Below are 17,850 nucleotides of genomic sequence, written 5' to 3' on the forward strand. Positions count from 1 at the left end.
CTCTTTCATAGAATATGGAAGATTAAGTGAGTTAAGAAGACTTCTTATTCTGCTTGGTGAGTAACTCTGTAGTATCAGATTAAGCAGTAAGTCTTGAAAGTCTTTGTCGTATCTCTGCCACTCCTTTGGTAACACCTGGGGTCTAAACTGTCCTGATCTGTCTCTTGGAATTTTAAGAGATAGATTACCTAACATGCAGGCAAGATTCCTTGGATAAAATCCATTTGCCTTGTTTTCTTCACTGTCATCTGATTTAAGAAAGAAATCCCTCTCTTTTAACATGAAAAGATTAAGTAACATCTCAGTTATGTATTTCATTGCAGCTTGAGGTTCCATCTCTGCTATCTCTGTTGCAAGATCTTCTAAGCCCATCTCTTTAATTTTTTGCATGGTCTCCTCCCTTATATTGATTTTCTTTTTTCGTTTCCCTGTGTTATTATCTTTTTTAGGTTTTTCCATTCCCCTATATTATCACTAATATAACCATTAATCAGACACAATTTTATTTTAACCTCCAAAAATGGCACACAGGAAGAAGCAGAAGAAATATGGCAGAAGTTGAATGAGAAAGAAGAATTTATAATAAATGACATATGGTATGAACCAGAAGCAACCATGGGCAGAATCCTTAGGTCAAGTAAATACAATTCCAGGGGTGATGCTCCGGCAAAGCCTGCATTACTGAGAAGGGGGAATGTGGGTTTTACTTCAACAAATCATACTGCAGAAGATCAACTGGTAATTATCTTCGGAGGCGATTACTCAGAGTTAAAAATAAAAAAATATTTAGATAACACAGATTTATACTTTATTATGACTAAATATTTAAACATTACATATTACAATCCTAAAATGACAGAGGAAGAAGCAAAGCCATTTATTAAAACCATCTCTCGCAAAGAATGGGAAGAGCATCTCAAACTTCATATAGGCTAAATAAAAGGTAATGATAATTTGATAAATATAGACAGAAACTAAAAGGTATGTCTAGTAGTGAAGCAAAAAGACTTAAAGTTCTTGAAGATGAAAATCTAAGACTAAAAAGAATACTCGCAGAAAAAGAACTTAAGCTGCATGTTCTAAGAGACATCAGGATGAATTATTTTTAAAAAATATAATGCATGGCATAACAAAAAATACCGAATAACAGGGGGGAGAGAATGTCCCCCCGTGAAAGTTTTTAGCATCCCTCAACTGCTTTCTTTTTTGGGGATTTTTCGTCCTTTGCTTTTTCCTTTGCTACAACACCACCTTTAACTGTAACTTTGTCACCGACTTTAATGCCTTTTGCATCCTTTACTTCAACTGTAGCTTCTTTACCATCAGCTTGCTTAATTGTAAGCTTGTTTCCTTCAATTTTTGTGACGGTTCCTTTTACAACATCAGATTTTTTAGCCTCAGCAGCAAAAGAAGCAAACGCTACTGCAAGAATAAATGTTAAAACTACCATTAATGCTACCGCTTTCCTCATTTTATCACCTCCTTTTTGTACGTTTTTTAAATTATATCAATAAGCAGAAAGTTTTGTTAACTGCCCTGCATAAACAATTGCTGCCCTTAAAATAAAGGTTCCAGCAAGTACCAGACTAGCAGCAAAATTCATTCTGAAAATTTGAGCCTTTGTAAACTCGCCATGGAACCCTCCCTCAAACTCTTTTAATTCTCCGAGTTTAATTCGCAGGGCAAGAGGTAAAAGCAAAAATATTGAAATCAAAGCAATAGTGAATATAAAATGTTCGCTTGTCAGAGAAAAGAAAGGCTGAATTGCTCTTTTGTAAGGAGCTGTTGATGTATAAAGGCCATAAAAGAAAAGCAGAATTACAATAAGCTCAGCAACAATAAGCCAGATATCAATTTTTGTAAAGAGAAATTTTATTTCAGACTTATTAGCTATAATAACTACCATAGCAGCACCTGATGACAGTGCAGAAGTTAGAAACAGAATAGGAAGTGTAGCGTTATTCCATAATGGTATAGCTGCAAATGAGCTTAAAAGTACACCTGTATATATACCAAGAAATACTCCAAGCACGAAATTTAATTTTGCTATTGATCTCATCCTTATAGCAGCCATTTCTGCTAATTTTATAAGGGAGTTAAATTTTAGAAGATGTCTTTTGTCTTTCGGTATTACTGCCAGGATGTATAAAGCATTAGTTATCAAGACTACTGGAACACCCCATGAACCCCAAGACATAAGAGAAAGAGGCTGAAATGTCAGATAAAGCCAAATAGAATGAATTGGTTTACCCAGGTCTAAAAATATGAATATAGCACCAATGATAAGTGAGATAAAAGCAACAAATGGTGCACGTACACATTGAGCAAGTTCTTCGACATCTGTTTTGGGAATCCTTAAATTGGCAATTGAACACATTACAAGCATTCCAGCAGACAGTCCACCTAAAAAGAGATAGATAATTATCCGCCAATCCCATACCTCTAAATAGGGATAGGTTATTGCATTTGTTCCTGTTATACTCAGTTCTATCATGATAGTTCTCCTACAAACTTCTTCTTAATGTAAAAAACTCTCGGATTTGTACCTGCAAACTCGAGTCTAACGCTGGAATCATGTTTTTTTAGAATTTGAAAAACTTCACTCTTGGGATCATCAAGATCTCCGAAAATTCTTGACTTTCCAAGACATGTCTCAACACACGCTGGATCCCTGCCTTCTTTAATTCTGTGATCACAGAATGTGCATTTATCAGCAAATCCATCTGGATGGGAGTATCTAGCATCGTAAGGACATGCCAGTATGCATGCTTTACAGCCTACACACTTTTTTCTGTCAATTTGAACTGTGCCATCCTTTGCTCTATGAGATGCTCTTGTAGGGCAGGCATCTATGCATGGAGCATTTTCGCAGTGATTGCATAGTTCTGATCTGAGTTCCATTCTCAAATTTGGAAACTCGCCTCTAACCTCTTCCACAACTCTTGTTCTGAAATACTTTTCGGGAATATTGTTTTCCTTTTTACATGCAATAACACATGCCATACAACCAATACACCTTTCAACATCTATTACCATTACATATTTCGGCATATCAGAACTCCTTGGCAATTTTTACGAAATTAACCCTCATTCCAACACTACCCGAGATTGGATCAATCGCATATTTTGTTATCAGTTGCTGGTCATCAGCTCCTTTTAAGTAGGCTCTGTGTAAGAGCTTTGACGTAGCACCAAATCCATGAACAACATAAATGCAGTCAGGTCTGATTCTTTCTGTAACTTTAATCTTAACCCTGTTACTTTTTACTCCATCCTGGTTAATAAGAACAATATATTTTCCGGATTTTAATCCATATCTTTTTGCAACTTCAGCATTTACCCATGCTACATTTTCATCCATAAGCTCAGATAAAGATGTGTTATTGATAGTTCTTGAAAATGTATGAACAGGTGCCCTCCCATAAATCAATCTAAACCAGCCATCAGGTGGTTGTTCATGTTTAGTATATTTTGGAACAGGGTCAAATCCTTTTTCCTTAAGCTCCTTACTGTAAAGCTCTATTTTATCTGATGAAGTCTTGAATATAGGCTGATTGTCAGGAGTAATATAAGGTTTTTCAGTCTCCGGGAAACTCATATATCCTTTTTTTACAAGTTCACTGTAGTCTATTCCCCATGTGTCACATTTTATTTTCAAAAAATCCTCAAGACTGTTCCATTGGAAATGTTCTGCAAGACCCAGTCTTTTACCAAGTTCCTTAGCTATCCACCAACCTGGTTTAGTATCATACATCGGCTGAACTACCGGCTGACGAAAGGATATTCCAAAGGCTCTTTCTTTGACTGTAAATAAGTCATCATGTCTTTCAAGATAAGTGCATTCAGGAAGCACAACATCTGCAAGCATCACTCCATCATATGGCATCATATCAACAGCAACAAGAAGGTCAAGTTTTTGCAGAGCCTGCAGAGTATCTCTCTGATTTGGCATTGCTTTCATGATATTAGTCCCGGTTATAAACCATCCTTTAACTGGATAAGGATCTTCAGTAAGTGTTGTTTGAACAATTGCATGAGTGATTCCTTCTTCACCGGCAAATGGATACTTACCTTTATTGATTGATGGTTTTTGAGGCTCAGGATAGTCCTTTTCTGATAAAAACACAGGCTCGAGTTTTTTCTTCGGGTTTAAATATATTCCTCCAGGCCTTCCATAAGCACCCAAGAGTGCTGTAAGTATGGCAACAGCCCGCTGTCTCTGCACATTGTCAGAATACCATGCTGTATGTCTTCCAGGATGAATAAGCACATTTGGTTTATTTTTGCCCATTATTCTTGCGGTCTCAACAATGAGACTGGCAGGAATCTCTGTCTCCTTTTGTGCCCACTCTGGAGTATAATTTCTGATTTCATGAACAACGTCTTTAAATCCAACTGTATATTTGTTTACATAATCTTTATCATAACTCTCTTCATTTATTATTACATTTATCCATGCAAGTAGAAGCGCCAGGTCAGTTGCAGGCTTTATGGGTAACCAATATTTTGCCTTTCCAGCAGCTGTTGAAAATCTTGGATCAACAACTATAACTTCTGCTCCTTTACTAACTGCCTCTGCAAACTCCTGACATTGAGAATTATGGGCATTTTCTCCAAGATGGCTTCCTATCAGAACAATAACCTTACTGTTCTGAATATCAAGTCGCTCAGGATTGCCCACATCCTCACCATAGGTAACCTCAAAGGCAACTCCACGAGCACCACGACACAGTGCGAATGATGGCATTGCAAAATTTGGTGAACCGAAAGCTTGGAGGAGATGTAAAAAATATGTTGATATTGTGCCATGTGTAAGAAGGGCAATTGATTCTGCACCATACTGGTCCTTGATTTTTTGCATTTTATCTGCCACATAACCCAGAGCCTCATCCCATGATGCCTTTTTAAATTTTCCTTCTCCTCGTTTTCCAGTGTTAATAAGCGGAGTTTTCAATCTATCAGCATCATAAAGAAGCCCTATGCCTCCATGCCCCCTTGCACATAATTTTCCACGACTATTAGGATGCAAGGGATTCCCGTCAAGTTTTACAACTTTACCATCAACTACTTTTGCAATTACTCCACAGCGCCAGAAACACATTTCACATGTTGTTGGAACATATTGAGCAAGTGGCACAGGTTTTTTTCCAAGAGCTAAAACAGATTTAATTACAGGAGTTCCAGCTACAGCTATTCCGCCTGTAACAGCGGCAATTTTTAAAAAATCTCTTCTACTGACAGTCATACCATAATCTTTCTTTTTTATATATCTGATATACTAGTTACATTCATTTAATTAGATAGTAATCGAAATTAAAAAAATTGTCAATAATTTTTCAATCAGGATAAGTTGTATGATTTTGAACAAAAAAAATGAAAATTACAATGGTTATGGCACAGATAGAAGAAAATTCTTAAAAAAAATTATAAGCTTTTTCTTTTATCTAATTTCTTTTATTTTTATCATAACCGGCGTATTTTATTTAAAACCAAGTAAATCAAAGAAGAAAAACTATAAATTTTATGAAATTGACTCTGACAGCATACCAAGAGAAGGAGTAAAAAAAATAGAAGTAAAAATCAATGAGAATATGAAAATGAAAATATTTCTTGTTAGATACAATTCATTAATTGCTCTTTCACCTGTCTGTACTCATCTTGGTTGTTTTGTGAATTTTGACAGAAATGCCAATGAATTTATCTGCCCCTGTCACAGCGGGTGCTATGATATTGAAGGCAATGTTCTTGCAGGACCTCCAAGACAACCTCTTCATAGACTTCCTGTTAAAATAGAAAATGGTAAAATTTTTATTGGGCTAAAGTTATGAATATTGTAGATTGGTTTATTGATAGATTCAGACTGAAATCGGCTCACAGGGGAATTTTCGAAAGAGACATTCCTGAAGGAATTAACTATTTTTACTGTTTTGGAGGAATTGCATTCACATCATTTCTTCTGTGTTTTGTGTCAGGTCTATTTTTATCTTTATACTACGTGCCGTCTGAAAAAGAGGCTTATCTCAGCATTCAAAGAATTCATGAAGATGTCAATCTTGGCAAATTAATAAGAGGCATCCATAAATGGTCTGCGAATTTTTTAATTGTGAGTATTATGATTCATTCTTTTAGGGTCTTTATTACAAAAAGTTATCGACCTCCCAGAGAATTGAACTGGATAGTTGGTGTTTTTATATTTGTTGTTGTCATGCTTGAAGGATTTACCGGTTATCTTCTTCCATGGGATCAGAAGTCATACTGGGCAACTGTTGTTGGAACAAATATAGCGGGTTCAATACCATTTATAGGACAGACTCTGTTACTGATTATAAGAGGCGGATATGATGTTACAGGTATTACACTTATAAGATTTTACAGTCTTCATGTGTTGTGGTTCCCTTTGATCGTGGTAATTTTACTCTGGGCTCATTTCCATATGATAAAAAAGCTTGGAGTATCAAAACCTCTATGAAGAAGTTTTATCCTGATTATCTGATTGAAATTCTATTTTTTGCAATTGTTACCTTTGAGCTAATTCTTGTTTGTGCTTTTATTTTTCCTCCTGTAATTGGCAGAGAAATTGATCTTACAGCCGCTTATCAACCTCGGCCGGAATGGTATTATCTATGGCTATTCTGGTTATTGAGATTTTTCTCATCTCAGACTGTATTTATCGGAGGGTTGTTAATTCCTTTAATCATTATTATTTTTCTGATTTCTATACCATTTGTAGAAAAATATATTGGATGGAAATTCACAGCATTAATAGGTTTAAGCTTCTTTTTATTGTTTCTGATCGGGACATTTATTGAGGCTTTTTTTTAAGGAATTCATTCCACTGTATTTCTGAATTGTGAATTATAATTGCTTTTATTTCATTGAGTTTTAATTTGATTTTCTCATTTTTAATTTTTTGTTCTAGCTGCTTTATACTTTTTAGGTTTTTTACGTAAAGATTTAGATATTTTTTATATTTTCCCCTGTCAACGTTAATTGAAAAATCACCGGGTATGAACCATTTATCAGTAAGATAAACCCAGGAAGCAAAATCACATAAATCAAAGCCTGGTAAAACTTCAATTTTATTATGCCAGAAATTCTGCAATCTTAATCCCTTTTTATTAGCAACTATTTTATAGCCTCCCTGAAATGGTTCTGCACCCTGTATATCTTCGTAATGCCACTTAGAAATAGAAATTTGTTTATCACCATGACAGCTTCCGCAACTTCTTGCTTTTCCAAATGGATGAGCTACTTCCTCAATCTGAAACCATAGAAGATGTTTATTTGCAGATGGAAGTTCATCAAATGTTCCGACTATGTAATACATGTCTCTTGTTTCAGAATTCTGCCATCTAAACCTAAGTTCAGATGAAGCCACATCATTTTTAATGTTTCCAACACTATGAGGGAATATTTTGACTGGAAACCAGATTCCTTTCTGATCTTTCATTAAAATCAAAGGCTTCTGGATTCCGTAGTAGAGTGAATATTTTTTAAAAGGAGTTTCCTTTGCTCCAACATATCCTTTCCCCCATATCGTTATTTGATACCCGCCTGCTTCATTGACATGACAGGCTGTGCAGGTTAAATTCTTATGAATTGATTTTGCGTGAGCTTGTTCAATTTCCATATGACAGTCCTGACAACTTGCTTTTCTTTGCATATCACCCATTCCTTTTCTGCCTGTCTGATGACACTCAACACAGTGAATGCCCTTTTTGAAATGTATATCAGCCTCTCTTCCCTGCGGAATTGAATAAAATTTTCCAATATATGTCTCGCCTCTTCTTGAATGAGCTGAACCTGTATGGCAGACTGAATTTCCTCTCCCTCTTCCCATACAACTATATGAATCTGGAATTTTTATAAAAGCATGAGAACCTTTTTCCTTGGATGGAGCATAATGACAGTCAAGACATCCTGCATGACAGACATTGCAGAGTCGTTGTTTTGTGATTGTCTGTTCATCTGTAAATGGTATATTAATCTCGTGTCTTATTTTTTCAGTATTGGTAAAATCAAAACCAGCTTTTTTTAAAACCTCTTGCGGTGGAAGATCAGCAAAGGAAGGTCCGCAGTTATGTGGTCCGTATGGCTTAAGCCATGTTTTCATAGTTCGCTGTCTGAAATTTCTTGCCATAATCGAGGTTTTAAACTGTTTTAGTTCTTCACCGTGACAACCTCTTTTACCACAGGTTTTTTTCGCAAGTTCAGGATCAAAATTAAAACTGTTAGTTTCTCTGTCATGCCAGAGCATATTTCTTATCTCAGGATGCAATACAAATTCGCCTTTCTCTTGCTTTTTAGGTAAAAGTTCAAATAGAGCATTATCCCCAAGAGGTTCAATCTTATTAACATTATACTCTTGTTTACTGTATACAGATTTTCTATCTACTGGTTCAGCTTCTTCATTGACAAAGACAGGTTTTAACATTCCCCTGTGAGAGATATCTTTATCATAAGCTCTGCCATTTCCAAGATGACAGTCCCTGCATAAAACCGTTTTATGACCTGTCTGCTTTCTAACATCCTCAACAGTAATAAAAAATTGTGGATAACCAAAATCCTGCATTTTTTCTTTTGAACTGTGACAGACAATACAGCTTTCAGAAGAATCCATATAATAGTTATATCCAAAGACTAAAATAACTAAAAAAAACTGAATAAAAAAAATAGTGATTGTTAACGGAGTTGCGAAATTACTAATTCTACCCAGCTTAAAAGACATTTAAAATTTTAACATATAAGCTTAATAAATTAGCCTCAATATAATAGTCTTTTTAAACATCTTTCCTCAAAATAAAATCTCTTTGAAATAGTTTTTAAAGTTAGACGTTGTTAAGCCTCTGTTGATGCTCCTCAAGTTATATACAAGATCTATCTCAACATGCCCAGGCTCTTTTACTTTCTCAAATCAGTTCTCTACTTTTGTGGACTTCTTGAGATTACTGCTAAAGGAATTGGCATTATAACGATTCTTCAGTTTTAATTGATCCCTGTATGGTTTAAAAAGTCTTTAAGTTTTGCATGATTGAAGATTATATCAGAGTTAAACTTTATGAATGCTACAACATGTTTTGATGATGTAAATCCTGTAAGATTCTTTAATAGGGTCACTACCTGTTTACCATAAACTTTGTCTTGCCCTTTTTTCAATTCTGAGGAAACAATTACTTTTCAGAGAGATTTTTTAGAGGAATTTCCACACTTTTCAATGGTTAAAAATTATTTTGGATAGATGTGATATAAAACTGTTAAACTTTAGTATGCTGCTTAAAAATCTACCGGCAATAGCGGTCGTTCTTACAGATCGTGATATTTTGTCTATCAGTAAAGAATCATTAGAAGGTGCTGATCTTATTGAATTAAGAGTTGATATGTTTGAAACATGCGATGATAATTTAAATACTATAGAAAATATTTTTGCTCTGGCGAAGAAAAAGTTTAATCTCCCTATTCTCTGCACCATAAGGTCTTCTCAAGAAGGTGGGAAAAAGGACATTGACAATAGATTGCAAATTTATGAAAGATTAATACCCTATTGTGAATTTTTTGATATTGAAATTTTCTCAAAAGAGGCTCCATCTTTGAGACAAATTAGCCAACAACATAATATAAAATTAATTGCTTCCTATCATAGATTTGACCTCACTCCTTCCGTAGATGAATTAGAAGTAGTTTTTAAAGATGCTAAAAAACTCAATGCAGATATAGTGAAGATTGCAACAATGGTTAATAAAAAAAGGGATCTTGAAACCCTTCTTCTTTTTACTCTTAAACACAGGAATGATAAAATTATTATTATAGGAATGGGTGAAAAAGGAATCCCCTCGCGTATAATAAATCCAGTATTTTATTCTCTAATAACATATGCCAGTTTAAATATAAATTCTGCACCGGGACAGATTTCTTTGCAGGATATTGTTAATATTTTCAGAATACTCGGGGTGAGAAGTAATTAAAAAATAGCCTGGAAAGGATTAAATCCCTCCCCAGGCTATAAATGTTATTTTATATAATTTTTCCAATACGCTCTTATCTTATCTTTAACAGAGTTTGGTAATGGAACATAGTCAAGTTTTTTTGCCGTTCCATCACCATTTTTAAAAGCCCAGTCAAAAAATTGGATAACAGACTTATTGACATCATTTTTTTCTCTTGCAAGCAGAATATATGTAGCACCTGTGATAGGCCATGCTTTTTTACCAGGAGAGTTTGTCATCCATGAATAAAAATGATTTTTGGAGTCAAGTTGAGCTGTGGCTGCAGCCTCAGCAAAACTGTCAAAATCAGGTGCAACTACCTGTCCTGCTGGATTTTTTAATTTTGCCACAGCAAGTTTATTCTGTCTAGCATAGGCAAACTCAACATATCCAATGGAATAAGGCGTTCTTTTTACATAATTTGCCACACCTTCATTGCCTTTTCCACCAAGTCCTGTTTTCCAGCTTACAGCTGTTCCATAACCAACCTGATCAGCCCATTTTTTACATGCTCCACTTAAATAATGAGTAAATATGGCTGTTGTTCCTGATCCATCTGATCTGTGCACCACTGTTATTGGATTAGCAGGTAAATTGAGTTTTGGATTCAAAGCTTTAATCTTAGGATCATTCCACTGTTTGATCTCGCCAAGAAATATCTCGCACATGGTTGTTCCATCAAGCACCAGAGATTCTGAAGAAATTCCAGGAACATTTATAATTGCTACCACTCCTCCGATTACAGCTGGAAATTGGATGAGTTTAGACTTTTCAAGCTCTTCAGGTTTTAAAGCCATATCTGATGCTCCAAAATCAACTGTTCTTTCTTTAATCTGTCTGATTCCACCACCGGAACCGATTGACTGATAGTTGATTTTAATACCTGTAGCTTTTTGATACTGAGCTGCCCAGCTCGAATAAAGAGGATATGGGAATGTTGCACCAGCGCCATTGAGCATCTCAGCAGAATAACCCAAAGTGAAACTGAGCAAGACAAAAAGCATAACGCTTAAGAAAGTTAACTGCTTCATAAAAACCTCCTTCTAAAATATTTTTCGGAGCCAGGCTCCTGTTCTTATATTTAAAATAATAGCACAGCATATGTTAAAACAGGGTTACAGTAATATTAAATTTCTGTTAAAACCTATCATTTATAACATAAAAACTGTTAAAATGCTTCTAAGTAACAGATCAAGGAGGCAATGATGGGCATTCTGGATGATGAATTAAGAAAACTAAAAGAAAAAATCCTTATTCTTGGTTGTCTTGTTGAAGAAGGAATAAGAAAATCAGTTAAAGCTCTCATTGAAAGAGATAGTGACATTGCAAAACAAGTTATCTCAAGGGACAATCTTATTAATGGACTTGAGGTTGAAATAAATGAAGAATGTATCAGATTAATTGCTCTGAGGCAACCACTGGCAAAGGATTTAAGATTTATAACTACAGCAATGAAAATAAGTACAGATCTTGAAAGAATGGGTGATTCTGCCGTAAATATTGCTGAACGAGCAATAGAGCTTAATCAGGAACCTTTTTTAAAACCATTTGTAAATATTCCTAAAATGGCAGAAGTAACTGAAAGTATGGTTGAGGATGCTATAGATGCTTTTGTTAAGGAAGATATTGATCTTTGTTACGATGTTATTAAAAGAGATGACAAAGTTGATGAATTACTAAAAAATAACCATAATGAACTATTTGAGCTAATGGTTAAAAATCCTGATATTATTCCTCTTGCCCTTAAAAGAATGTTTATTGCTAAGTATCTTGAAAGAATTGCTGATCATGCTACAAATATAGCTGAAATGGTTATTTATATGGTAGAAGGTAAGATGTTAAGACAGACATTTGTTACTGAAGAGATTCATAAACTATGTTTAGAAGATTTCATGTCAAGGCAGAAATAGATTTATCTCGTATGTGCCAATACTTACTTTTTCAGTAATTCCTTCCTTCCATAAAACTTCTGTTATTTTAAGTTTTTCATCTTTTGGAACAACTATCGTTAATTTATATCCTTCAGAAATCAGTTGCCTCCATTTAGTAATCCTTTCAGATGTAATTTCCTTTTCAGTCACGATATCAATATATCCGATGATCACGCTATAGCTTAAAATTTTTAAATCTGGAGGAGGTTCTTGTGTATACTCTAACTCCTGCTGAAGTCTGCCAAGTTTCTGTTTTAAATGATAAATTATAAGTTCTTTTAAATATTTTTCCATGCTCATTTTTTCTTCCTGAAGTCTGAAAGATTTATTATTTTTGAGATTTTATCTTCCTCAGAAATGTCCTTTTTCAAAGAGTCAGATGGTTCTTCAGAGTTAATTAATTTTAAAACAGGGACTGTAAGTTGAACCCTGAGCTCAGGAGAAAATACTGCTGCTATCGAATTTATAGGGATGTAACACTTCTCACGAGCTCCTCCAAATACCAAAGTAGCTAATAAAGCTTCGTCATCCCATTGAAACTTCATTTGGCTGTTGAAAACAAGAACAAGTCCTCTTTCTTTTTCTTCAGGTAAAAAACCTCTTTTCCCTATGATGACATTTTCATTGTAGTCAACAATTATGAATACTCTATCAACAAGATCAAGAATTTCAAAAAAAGTGTGTTTTTTTAAGTTATTCAACCTTTTGATAAGCTCAGGAGAATATTCAATCATTTTTTAGTCCTGTAGATAAACAATGCCACACCAATTACTATCATTGTTATACAGAGAATCTGTCCCATTGTAAAAACCTCGAGGATATATCCAACCTGAAGGTCAGGCTCTCTGAAAAATTCAATAACAAAGCGAAAAATTCCATATAAAATAAGAAATAAAGATGAAACAATCCCTGAACGACTGAACTTATCTTTTAAAAACCATAAAATTAAAAAAAGTGCTACACCTTCCAGAGTTGCTTCATAAAGCTGACTTGGATGTCTTGGAAGAGGTCCTCCGTCAGGGAAAATCATTGCCCATGGAACATCTGTTATTCTTCCATAGAGCTCTCCATTTATAAAGTTTCCTATTCTTCCAAGTCCCAGTCCTATAGGCGCGGTAAGCACAAGCATATCAGTTAGAGTAAAAAAATCAAACTTTTTAGCTCTTGTGAAAAACCATATTGCCAGGATCACTCCAATCAGTCCTCCATGAAAGGACATGCCTCCACGCCATATAGCAAAAATTTCAAGGGGATTCTCAAGATAGTACGGAAGATTATAAAATATGATATAACCAAGTCTTGCACCAATCAAAAGTCCTAGAATTAAATAAAAATACAGATTTTCAAGAAAATCTTTTTCAACGCGCAAACCTCTCCTGTGTATCTCTCTTTTGACAATCAGATAAGATGAGATAAATCCAACGAGGTACATTAAACCATACCAGCGAATTGAAAGTGGACCAATCCTTACAATTTCAGGACTTATATCTGGATATGGAAGCATAATTAATTATTTTACGCCAACATATAGATAAACGCAACCAAAACTTAGGGAAAAAGCTTTTATGTTTTTAAAACCACATCTGTCAAGCAGACGAACAAACTCAGACGGTTTATAAAATTCTTCAATAGATTTTCCCAGATATTCGTAAGCTGATTTCACTGAAAGCATTGAAGCCATAGCCGGTATAATTTTTTTCAGATAAAAAAGATAGGGTTTTCTGATGGAGCTTTCTGGCAAAGAAAACTCAAGAATCACAACTCTGCCCTCTGGTCTGATAACTCTGTAGATTTCTCTTAAAGCATCCTCGGTATCATGCATATTTCTTATACCAAATGCAGAGGTAACAGCGTCAACAAAGCTGTCTCTCATAGGAATTTGATATCCAGAACCTGTAACAGGAAAGAATGATATTTTTTTATTAAATAATTGACTCTGTCTGGAATACTTTTTTTTTATTTTATTTGCACCTGTTTTTAACATCTCAAAGCTTATGTCTAATCCTATCACATTAACTCCCCTTTTAAGTAAAGCAATTGCCGAGTCTCCTGTTCCCGAAGCTAGGTCTAAAACAAGATGAGTATTATTATCTACAACTTGGTCTGCCATTTCTTTTCTCCATATAATATCCTGCCCAAAGGAAAGAAAGTGATTAAGAAAGTCATACCTGTGTGCGATTTTATCAAACATCAATTTTATTTCGTCAGTTTCATTCATATGAAAAATTATAGCATAATAAATCATGTATACTCGCTCTTTTGATCCGTGGAAAAACAAGCTGTGCACATGTCCTTCAAAATTCTCTCTGAATCCTTACACAGGCTGTGCACATGGATGTCTGTACTGTTACGCATCATCCTATATAAAAGAGTTCTTCAACTGTCGTGCCAAACAAAAACTCATTGAAAGCCTACAAAAAGAGATAAAAAAAATTCCTGCAAACTCACTAATTTCCCTGTGTAATACTTCAGATCCTTATCCTCCTATGGAAAAAAAATTTGAACTTACAAGGCAGTGTCTGAAGATTTTCAAAGAACATGAAATGAGAATTCTCATACTCACAAAAAGCGATATTGTCTGCCGTGATGTAGATTTACTTAAAGATATGCGCTCATGTGTAACAATTACCGTAACAACCCTTAAACATTACAAACAGCTTGAACCAAATGCTCCATCGTCTTATGAACGATTTAGAGCTCTTGAAAAATTAAGTAAAGACCTTCCAACAGGATTGAGACTTGACCCTATAATTCCCTTTATAAATGAATATGAGATTGAATCTATACTTAAGCTTGCCAGGGAATCCGGAGTAAAGCATGTAACAGCAAGCACTTTTAAGCCACGATGGGATAACTGGAAAAAATTGAAATTAGCCTATCCAGAGTTTGCTTCATCCCTTAACAGACTCTATTATAAAAATGGTCAAAAAATTGGAAATTCCAGGTACTTATCCACTGATTTAAGAAAGAAGATAATCTTTAGAGTAAAACAGATATGTGATAGTTTTTCTTTTACATTTTCTTCATGTAGAGAAGGATTCCCGGAGTTTAATACATCCAGTTCCTGCGATGCCAGCCATTTAATTAGATAGTTATTAACTGCTAAAATATTAAATGCGTTTCAAAATCCTGAAAAAGGACGGTTTTGCTCGAACAGGAATAATAGAAACAGAAAGAGGTATAGTGCATACTCCAGCATTTATGCCTGTTGGAACAAATGGTACAGTTAAGGCAATGACTCCTGATGAAATTGCTTCAATTGGTTATGAGATTATTCTTTCCAATACATATCATCTTTATTTAAGACCAGGGCATGAAATTATCAAAAAACTCGGAGGATTACACAGGTTTATAAACTGGTCTGCTCCAATTCTTACTGACAGCGGAGGATTTCAGATTTATAGTCTTGCTTCTTTAAGAACAATAGATACTGAAGGAGTTGAATTTCGTTCTCATATTGATGGTTCAACACATTTTATCTCTCCAGAAAAAGCAATAGAAATTCAGCTTGCTCTCGGTTCAGATATTATGATGGTGCTTGATGAATGTGTTCCTTACCCTTCAGACAGAAGCTATGTTGAAAAGTCTCTGATGCTTACAACACAGTGGGCAAAAAGATGCAGGGATTTTTTTGAAAAACAAAACAGTAAACACGGACTGTTTGGAATAATTCAAGGTGGTGTTTATACAGAACTCAGATATAAAGCCATCGAAGATCTTTTAAAAATAGGTTTTGAAGGATATGCTCTCGGAGGATTGAGTGTTGGAGAACCAAAAAAAGATATGTATGAAGTTTTAAAAGAAATAGTACCCTGTATGCCCGAGAATAAACCACGTTATCTTATGGGTGTTGGAGATCTGATTGATATAATATACGCTATTGATAAAGGAGTTGATATGTTTGACTGTGTAATGCCAACAAGAAATGCAAGAAACGGAACTCTTTTTACATCTCAGGGCAAAATAAGTATAAAGAGAAGCGAGTTTAAAGATGATTCAACTCCTTTAGACCCTGAGTGTGATTGTTATACATGTACAAACTATTCAAGAGCTTTTTTAAGACATCTTTACATGTGTAGAGAAATTCTTTCCATGAGGCTTAATACAATTCATAATCTTTACTTTTATTATCAATTTTTTGAAAAAATACGTAACGCTATATCAGAAAATAGATTTCAGAATTTTAAATCTGCATGGTTACCAGTTCTTGAGAAAAATTCCTGCTCCCGGGAATAAACCCGAGGAGCAGGAAAGCGTGATTTATCCAAGAATCGCCTTTAAATCCTCATCAGCAGTCTTAATTGGTTTTATCCCAAAATTATTAACAAGCACATTTAATACATTCGGGCTGATAAAAGCTGGAAGGCTTGGACCAAGCCGAATATCTTTAATTCCAAGATAAAGCAGCGTTGTGAGAATTGCCACAGCTTTCTGTTCAAACCATGAAAGAATTAGTGAGAGTGGAAGCTCGTTTACACTCACATTAAAAGCCTTTGCCAGTGCAAGTGCAATCTGAATGGCAGAGAAAGCGTCATTACACTGACCAACATCAAGCAGTCTTGGAATGCCATCAATTGAACCAAGCTCTTTATCAAAAAATCTGAATTTTCCACATGCAAGGGTAAGGATTACCGTATCCTTTGGTGCTTTCTCAACAAACTCTGTATAATAGCTTCTTCCAGGTTTTGCTCCATCACATCCTCCAACAAGGAAGAAATGACGAATCTTGCCAGCCTTTACAAGTTCTATTACCTTATCAGCAATAGAAAGGACAGAATTCCTTGCAAATCCTACCATAACAGTTTTGCCATCTTTGTCTTCAGTAAATCCTGGCAGTTCAAGTGCCTTATCTATTACTTCTGTAAAGTCCTTATCTTTTATATGCTTAACACCTGGCCAGCCAACAACTCCTGTTGTAAAAATTCTGTCTTTGTATGAATCCTGTGGCTTTATAATACAGTTTGTCGTCATAAGAATTGCACCTGGAAACTGAGAAAATTCTCTCTGCTGGTTTTGCCAGGCTGTGCCATAATGTCCGTAAAAGTGTTTATATTGTTTAAGCTCTGGATATCCATGACATGGAAGCATTTCGCCATGCGTATAAATATATATTCCCTTACCTTCTGTCTGCTGTAGCAACAGCTCAAGATCTCTTAAATCATGCCCTGAAACCACTATTGCCTTACCCTTTTTGTGACCCAGTGGTACAGCAGTTGGGACTGGATGTCCATATTTGCCAGTATTTGCAGCATCCAGAAGTTCCATTGTTCTGAGATTAATCTCTCCTGCTTTAAGAACCATATTAAGCCAGAAATTCAAATCTCCATCTCTCTGCATGGCATCAAGAGCTTCATAGATAAAAGCATAGACATTTTCGTCTTCATGTTCAAGAATCTGAGCATGATCCGCATATGCAGCAATACCTTTCAATGCATAAAGTGTTGTTTCTTTCAATGATTGAATATCTTCATCTGATGACTGTTTAAAAAGTTTTTCATTGACTTCTTCTCCCTGTTTTACAAGTTCTGCAAAGTTATCTGATGGTATAAATTTAGATGCGTCTGTTTCTGTAACTCTAAAGCCCTCGTTTTTAAGCTCATCTCTAAGCCTTACTGCTTCATAAATAAAATTCTTAATTGCTTCACCATCAAAATTAACATTTGTAAGTGTTGCAAAAAGTCCAGCAATAGTAAATTTGTTTACCTTGTTGCCAAGTTTACCCCCTTTCAATGCCTCTTTTGCATAGCTGGATAGTCCTTGAAGAGCATATAAGAGCAAGTCTTGCAATACCGCCACATCTGGTTGTTTACCGCATATCCCAAGTTTGGTGCACGCAATTTGATTTGATGTTTGTTCACACTGCCTACAAAACATAGCCAGACCTCCTTTTTTATTATTAAATCCTGGTTTTAATATTAATAGAATTTCATAAATAA

At 35.1% G+C, this 17,850-nt stretch carries 22 protein-coding genes; 9 read left to right on the plus strand and 13 right to left on the minus strand.

Going from position 1 to position 17,850, the window contains the following annotated elements; genetic code table 11:
- Positions 1–390, minus strand: a 390-nt coding sequence (locus G581_RS10620; RefSeq protein WP_204365488.1) for a transposase, incomplete at its 3' end; no start/stop codon positions are given.
- A 168-nt stretch (positions 391–558) separates the two neighbouring features.
- Here G581_RS10620 and G581_RS0104445 point away from each other — a divergent pair.
- Both G581_RS0104445 and G581_RS12335 read left to right on the plus strand, forming a co-directional pair.
- Entirely contained in the window at positions 559–936 is a 378-nt protein-coding gene (locus G581_RS0104445; RefSeq protein ID WP_028844779.1) for a hypothetical protein, read from the plus strand.
- A gap of 47 nt (positions 937–983) precedes the next feature.
- Entirely contained in the window at positions 984–1,109 is a 126-nt protein-coding gene (locus G581_RS12335; protein ID WP_275574440.1) for a hypothetical protein, read from the plus strand.
- Positions 1,110–1,180: 71 nt separating this feature from the next.
- Here G581_RS12335 and extJ read toward each other — a convergent pair whose 3' ends face one another.
- Genes extJ through G581_RS0104470 form a run of 4 tightly spaced genes read right to left on the minus strand, consistent with a single transcriptional unit; the run spans position 1,181 to position 5,245 of the window.
- Entirely contained in the window at positions 1,181–1,471 is a 291-nt protein-coding gene (gene extJ / locus G581_RS0104455; RefSeq protein ID WP_028844780.1) for a selenite/tellurite reduction operon protein ExtJ, read from the minus strand.
- Between the two features lie 36 nt (positions 1,472–1,507).
- Positions 1,508–2,494 carry an NrfD/PsrC family molybdoenzyme membrane anchor subunit gene (gene nrfD, locus G581_RS0104460; protein WP_028844781.1) on the minus strand — a complete coding sequence of 329 codons (987 nt, stop codon included), beginning with the start codon at positions 2,492–2,494 and terminating at the stop codon, positions 1,508–1,510.
- A complete protein-coding gene (locus G581_RS0104465) occupies positions 2,491–3,051 on the minus strand; it encodes a 4Fe-4S dicluster domain-containing protein (protein ID WP_028844782.1) in 561 nt (186 codons plus the stop codon). Before G581_RS0104465 ends, nrfD begins: the two co-directional genes overlap by 4 nt.
- 1 nt (position 3,052) lies before the next feature.
- On the minus strand, positions 3,053–5,245 hold the full coding sequence (locus G581_RS0104470; protein ID WP_028844783.1) for a molybdopterin-dependent oxidoreductase: 2,193 nt from the start codon (positions 5,243–5,245) through the stop codon (positions 3,053–3,055).
- A gap of 109 nt (positions 5,246–5,354) precedes the next feature.
- Between G581_RS0104470 and G581_RS11610 the strand changes: the two genes are divergently transcribed.
- From G581_RS11610 to G581_RS0104485, 3 genes are read left to right on the plus strand one after another with little or no spacing between them, the layout of a single operon-like run.
- Positions 5,355–5,828 carry a QcrA and Rieske domain-containing protein gene (locus G581_RS11610; protein WP_051178854.1) on the plus strand — a complete coding sequence of 158 codons (474 nt, stop codon included), beginning with the start codon at positions 5,355–5,357 and terminating at the stop codon, positions 5,826–5,828.
- A complete protein-coding gene (locus G581_RS0104480) occupies positions 5,825–6,469 on the plus strand; it encodes a cytochrome b (RefSeq protein ID WP_028844784.1) in 645 nt (214 codons plus the stop codon). The genes G581_RS11610 and G581_RS0104480 overlap by 4 nt, the downstream gene beginning before the upstream one ends.
- A complete protein-coding gene (locus tag G581_RS0104485) occupies positions 6,466–6,822 on the plus strand; it encodes a hypothetical protein (protein WP_028844785.1) in 357 nt (118 codons plus the stop codon). Before G581_RS0104480 ends, G581_RS0104485 begins: the two co-directional genes overlap by 4 nt.
- Here the strand turns inward: G581_RS0104485 and G581_RS0104490 are convergent.
- Both G581_RS0104490 and G581_RS12195 read right to left on the minus strand, forming a co-directional pair.
- Positions 6,803–8,728 (minus strand): cytochrome c3 family protein, encoded by a 1,926-nt coding sequence (locus tag G581_RS0104490; protein ID WP_028844786.1) that lies wholly within the window; start codon positions 8,726–8,728, stop codon positions 6,803–6,805. The genes G581_RS0104485 and G581_RS0104490 overlap by 20 nt on opposite strands.
- Positions 8,729–8,985: 257 nt before the next feature.
- A complete protein-coding gene (locus tag G581_RS12195) occupies positions 8,986–9,156 on the minus strand; it encodes a hypothetical protein (RefSeq protein WP_204365489.1) in 171 nt (56 codons plus the stop codon).
- A gap of 110 nt (positions 9,157–9,266) precedes the next feature.
- On the opposite strand from G581_RS12195, the gene aroD reads away from it, so the two are divergent.
- A complete protein-coding gene (gene aroD, locus G581_RS0104495) occupies positions 9,267–9,962 on the plus strand; it encodes a type I 3-dehydroquinate dehydratase (RefSeq protein WP_028844787.1) in 696 nt (231 codons plus the stop codon).
- Positions 9,963–10,006: 44 nt separating this feature from the next.
- Here the strand turns inward: aroD and pstS are convergent, their stop codons facing one another.
- Complete coding sequence (gene pstS, locus G581_RS0104500) at positions 10,007–11,014, minus strand: phosphate ABC transporter substrate-binding protein PstS (protein ID WP_028844788.1); 1,008 nt, start codon at positions 11,012–11,014, stop codon at positions 10,007–10,009.
- 174 nt (positions 11,015–11,188) lie between these two features.
- Here pstS and phoU point away from each other — a divergent pair, with 174 nt between their 5' ends.
- Positions 11,189–11,893 carry a phosphate signaling complex protein PhoU gene (gene phoU / locus G581_RS10635; protein ID WP_038065121.1) on the plus strand — a complete coding sequence of 235 codons (705 nt, stop codon included), beginning with the start codon at positions 11,189–11,191 and terminating at the stop codon, positions 11,891–11,893.
- Here phoU and G581_RS0104510 read toward each other — a convergent pair.
- From G581_RS0104510 to G581_RS0104525, 4 genes are read right to left on the minus strand one after another with little or no spacing between them, the layout of a single operon-like run.
- The gene (locus tag G581_RS0104510) at positions 11,879–12,208 is read right to left on the minus strand and encodes a hypothetical protein (RefSeq protein WP_169368382.1); all 330 of its coding nucleotides are present in this window, start codon (positions 12,206–12,208) and stop codon (positions 11,879–11,881) included. The two genes, phoU and G581_RS0104510, sit on opposite strands and share 15 nt — an antisense overlap.
- A gap of 2 nt (positions 12,209–12,210) precedes the next feature.
- Positions 12,211–12,648 (minus strand): hypothetical protein, encoded by a 438-nt coding sequence (locus G581_RS0104515; protein WP_028844790.1) that lies wholly within the window; start codon positions 12,646–12,648, stop codon positions 12,211–12,213.
- A complete protein-coding gene (lgt, locus tag G581_RS0104520; protein ID WP_028844791.1) occupies positions 12,645–13,418 on the minus strand; it encodes a prolipoprotein diacylglyceryl transferase in 774 nt (257 codons plus the stop codon). Before lgt ends, G581_RS0104515 begins: the two co-directional genes overlap by 4 nt.
- A 6-nt stretch (positions 13,419–13,424) precedes the next feature.
- Complete coding sequence (locus G581_RS0104525) at positions 13,425–14,132, minus strand: ubiquinone/menaquinone biosynthesis methyltransferase (RefSeq protein WP_038065215.1); 708 nt, start codon at positions 14,130–14,132, stop codon at positions 13,425–13,427.
- Positions 14,133–14,157: 25 nt separating this feature from the next.
- Here G581_RS0104525 and G581_RS0104530 point away from each other — a divergent pair, with 25 nt between their 5' ends.
- Together G581_RS0104530 and tgt are read left to right on the plus strand one after the other, a co-directional pair.
- On the plus strand, positions 14,158–15,006 hold the full coding sequence (locus G581_RS0104530) for an SPL family radical SAM protein (RefSeq protein WP_028844793.1): 849 nt from the start codon (positions 14,158–14,160) through the stop codon (positions 15,004–15,006).
- 22 nt (positions 15,007–15,028) lie between these two features.
- Positions 15,029–16,150 (plus strand): tRNA guanosine(34) transglycosylase Tgt, encoded by a 1,122-nt coding sequence (tgt, locus tag G581_RS0104535; RefSeq protein ID WP_028844794.1) that lies wholly within the window; start codon positions 15,029–15,031, stop codon positions 16,148–16,150.
- A 24-nt stretch (positions 16,151–16,174) separates the two neighbouring features.
- On the opposite strand, the gene hcp is transcribed toward tgt, so the two are convergent.
- On the minus strand, positions 16,175–17,788 hold the full coding sequence (gene hcp / locus G581_RS0104540) for a hydroxylamine reductase (RefSeq protein WP_028844795.1): 1,614 nt from the start codon (positions 17,786–17,788) through the stop codon (positions 16,175–16,177).
- Positions 17,789–17,850 lie beyond the last annotated feature (62 nt).

The sequence above is a fragment of the Thermodesulfovibrio thiophilus DSM 17215 genome, assembly GCF_000423865.1.
Taxonomy (GTDB): Bacteria; Nitrospirota; Thermodesulfovibrionia; order Thermodesulfovibrionales; family Thermodesulfovibrionaceae; genus Thermodesulfovibrio; species Thermodesulfovibrio thiophilus.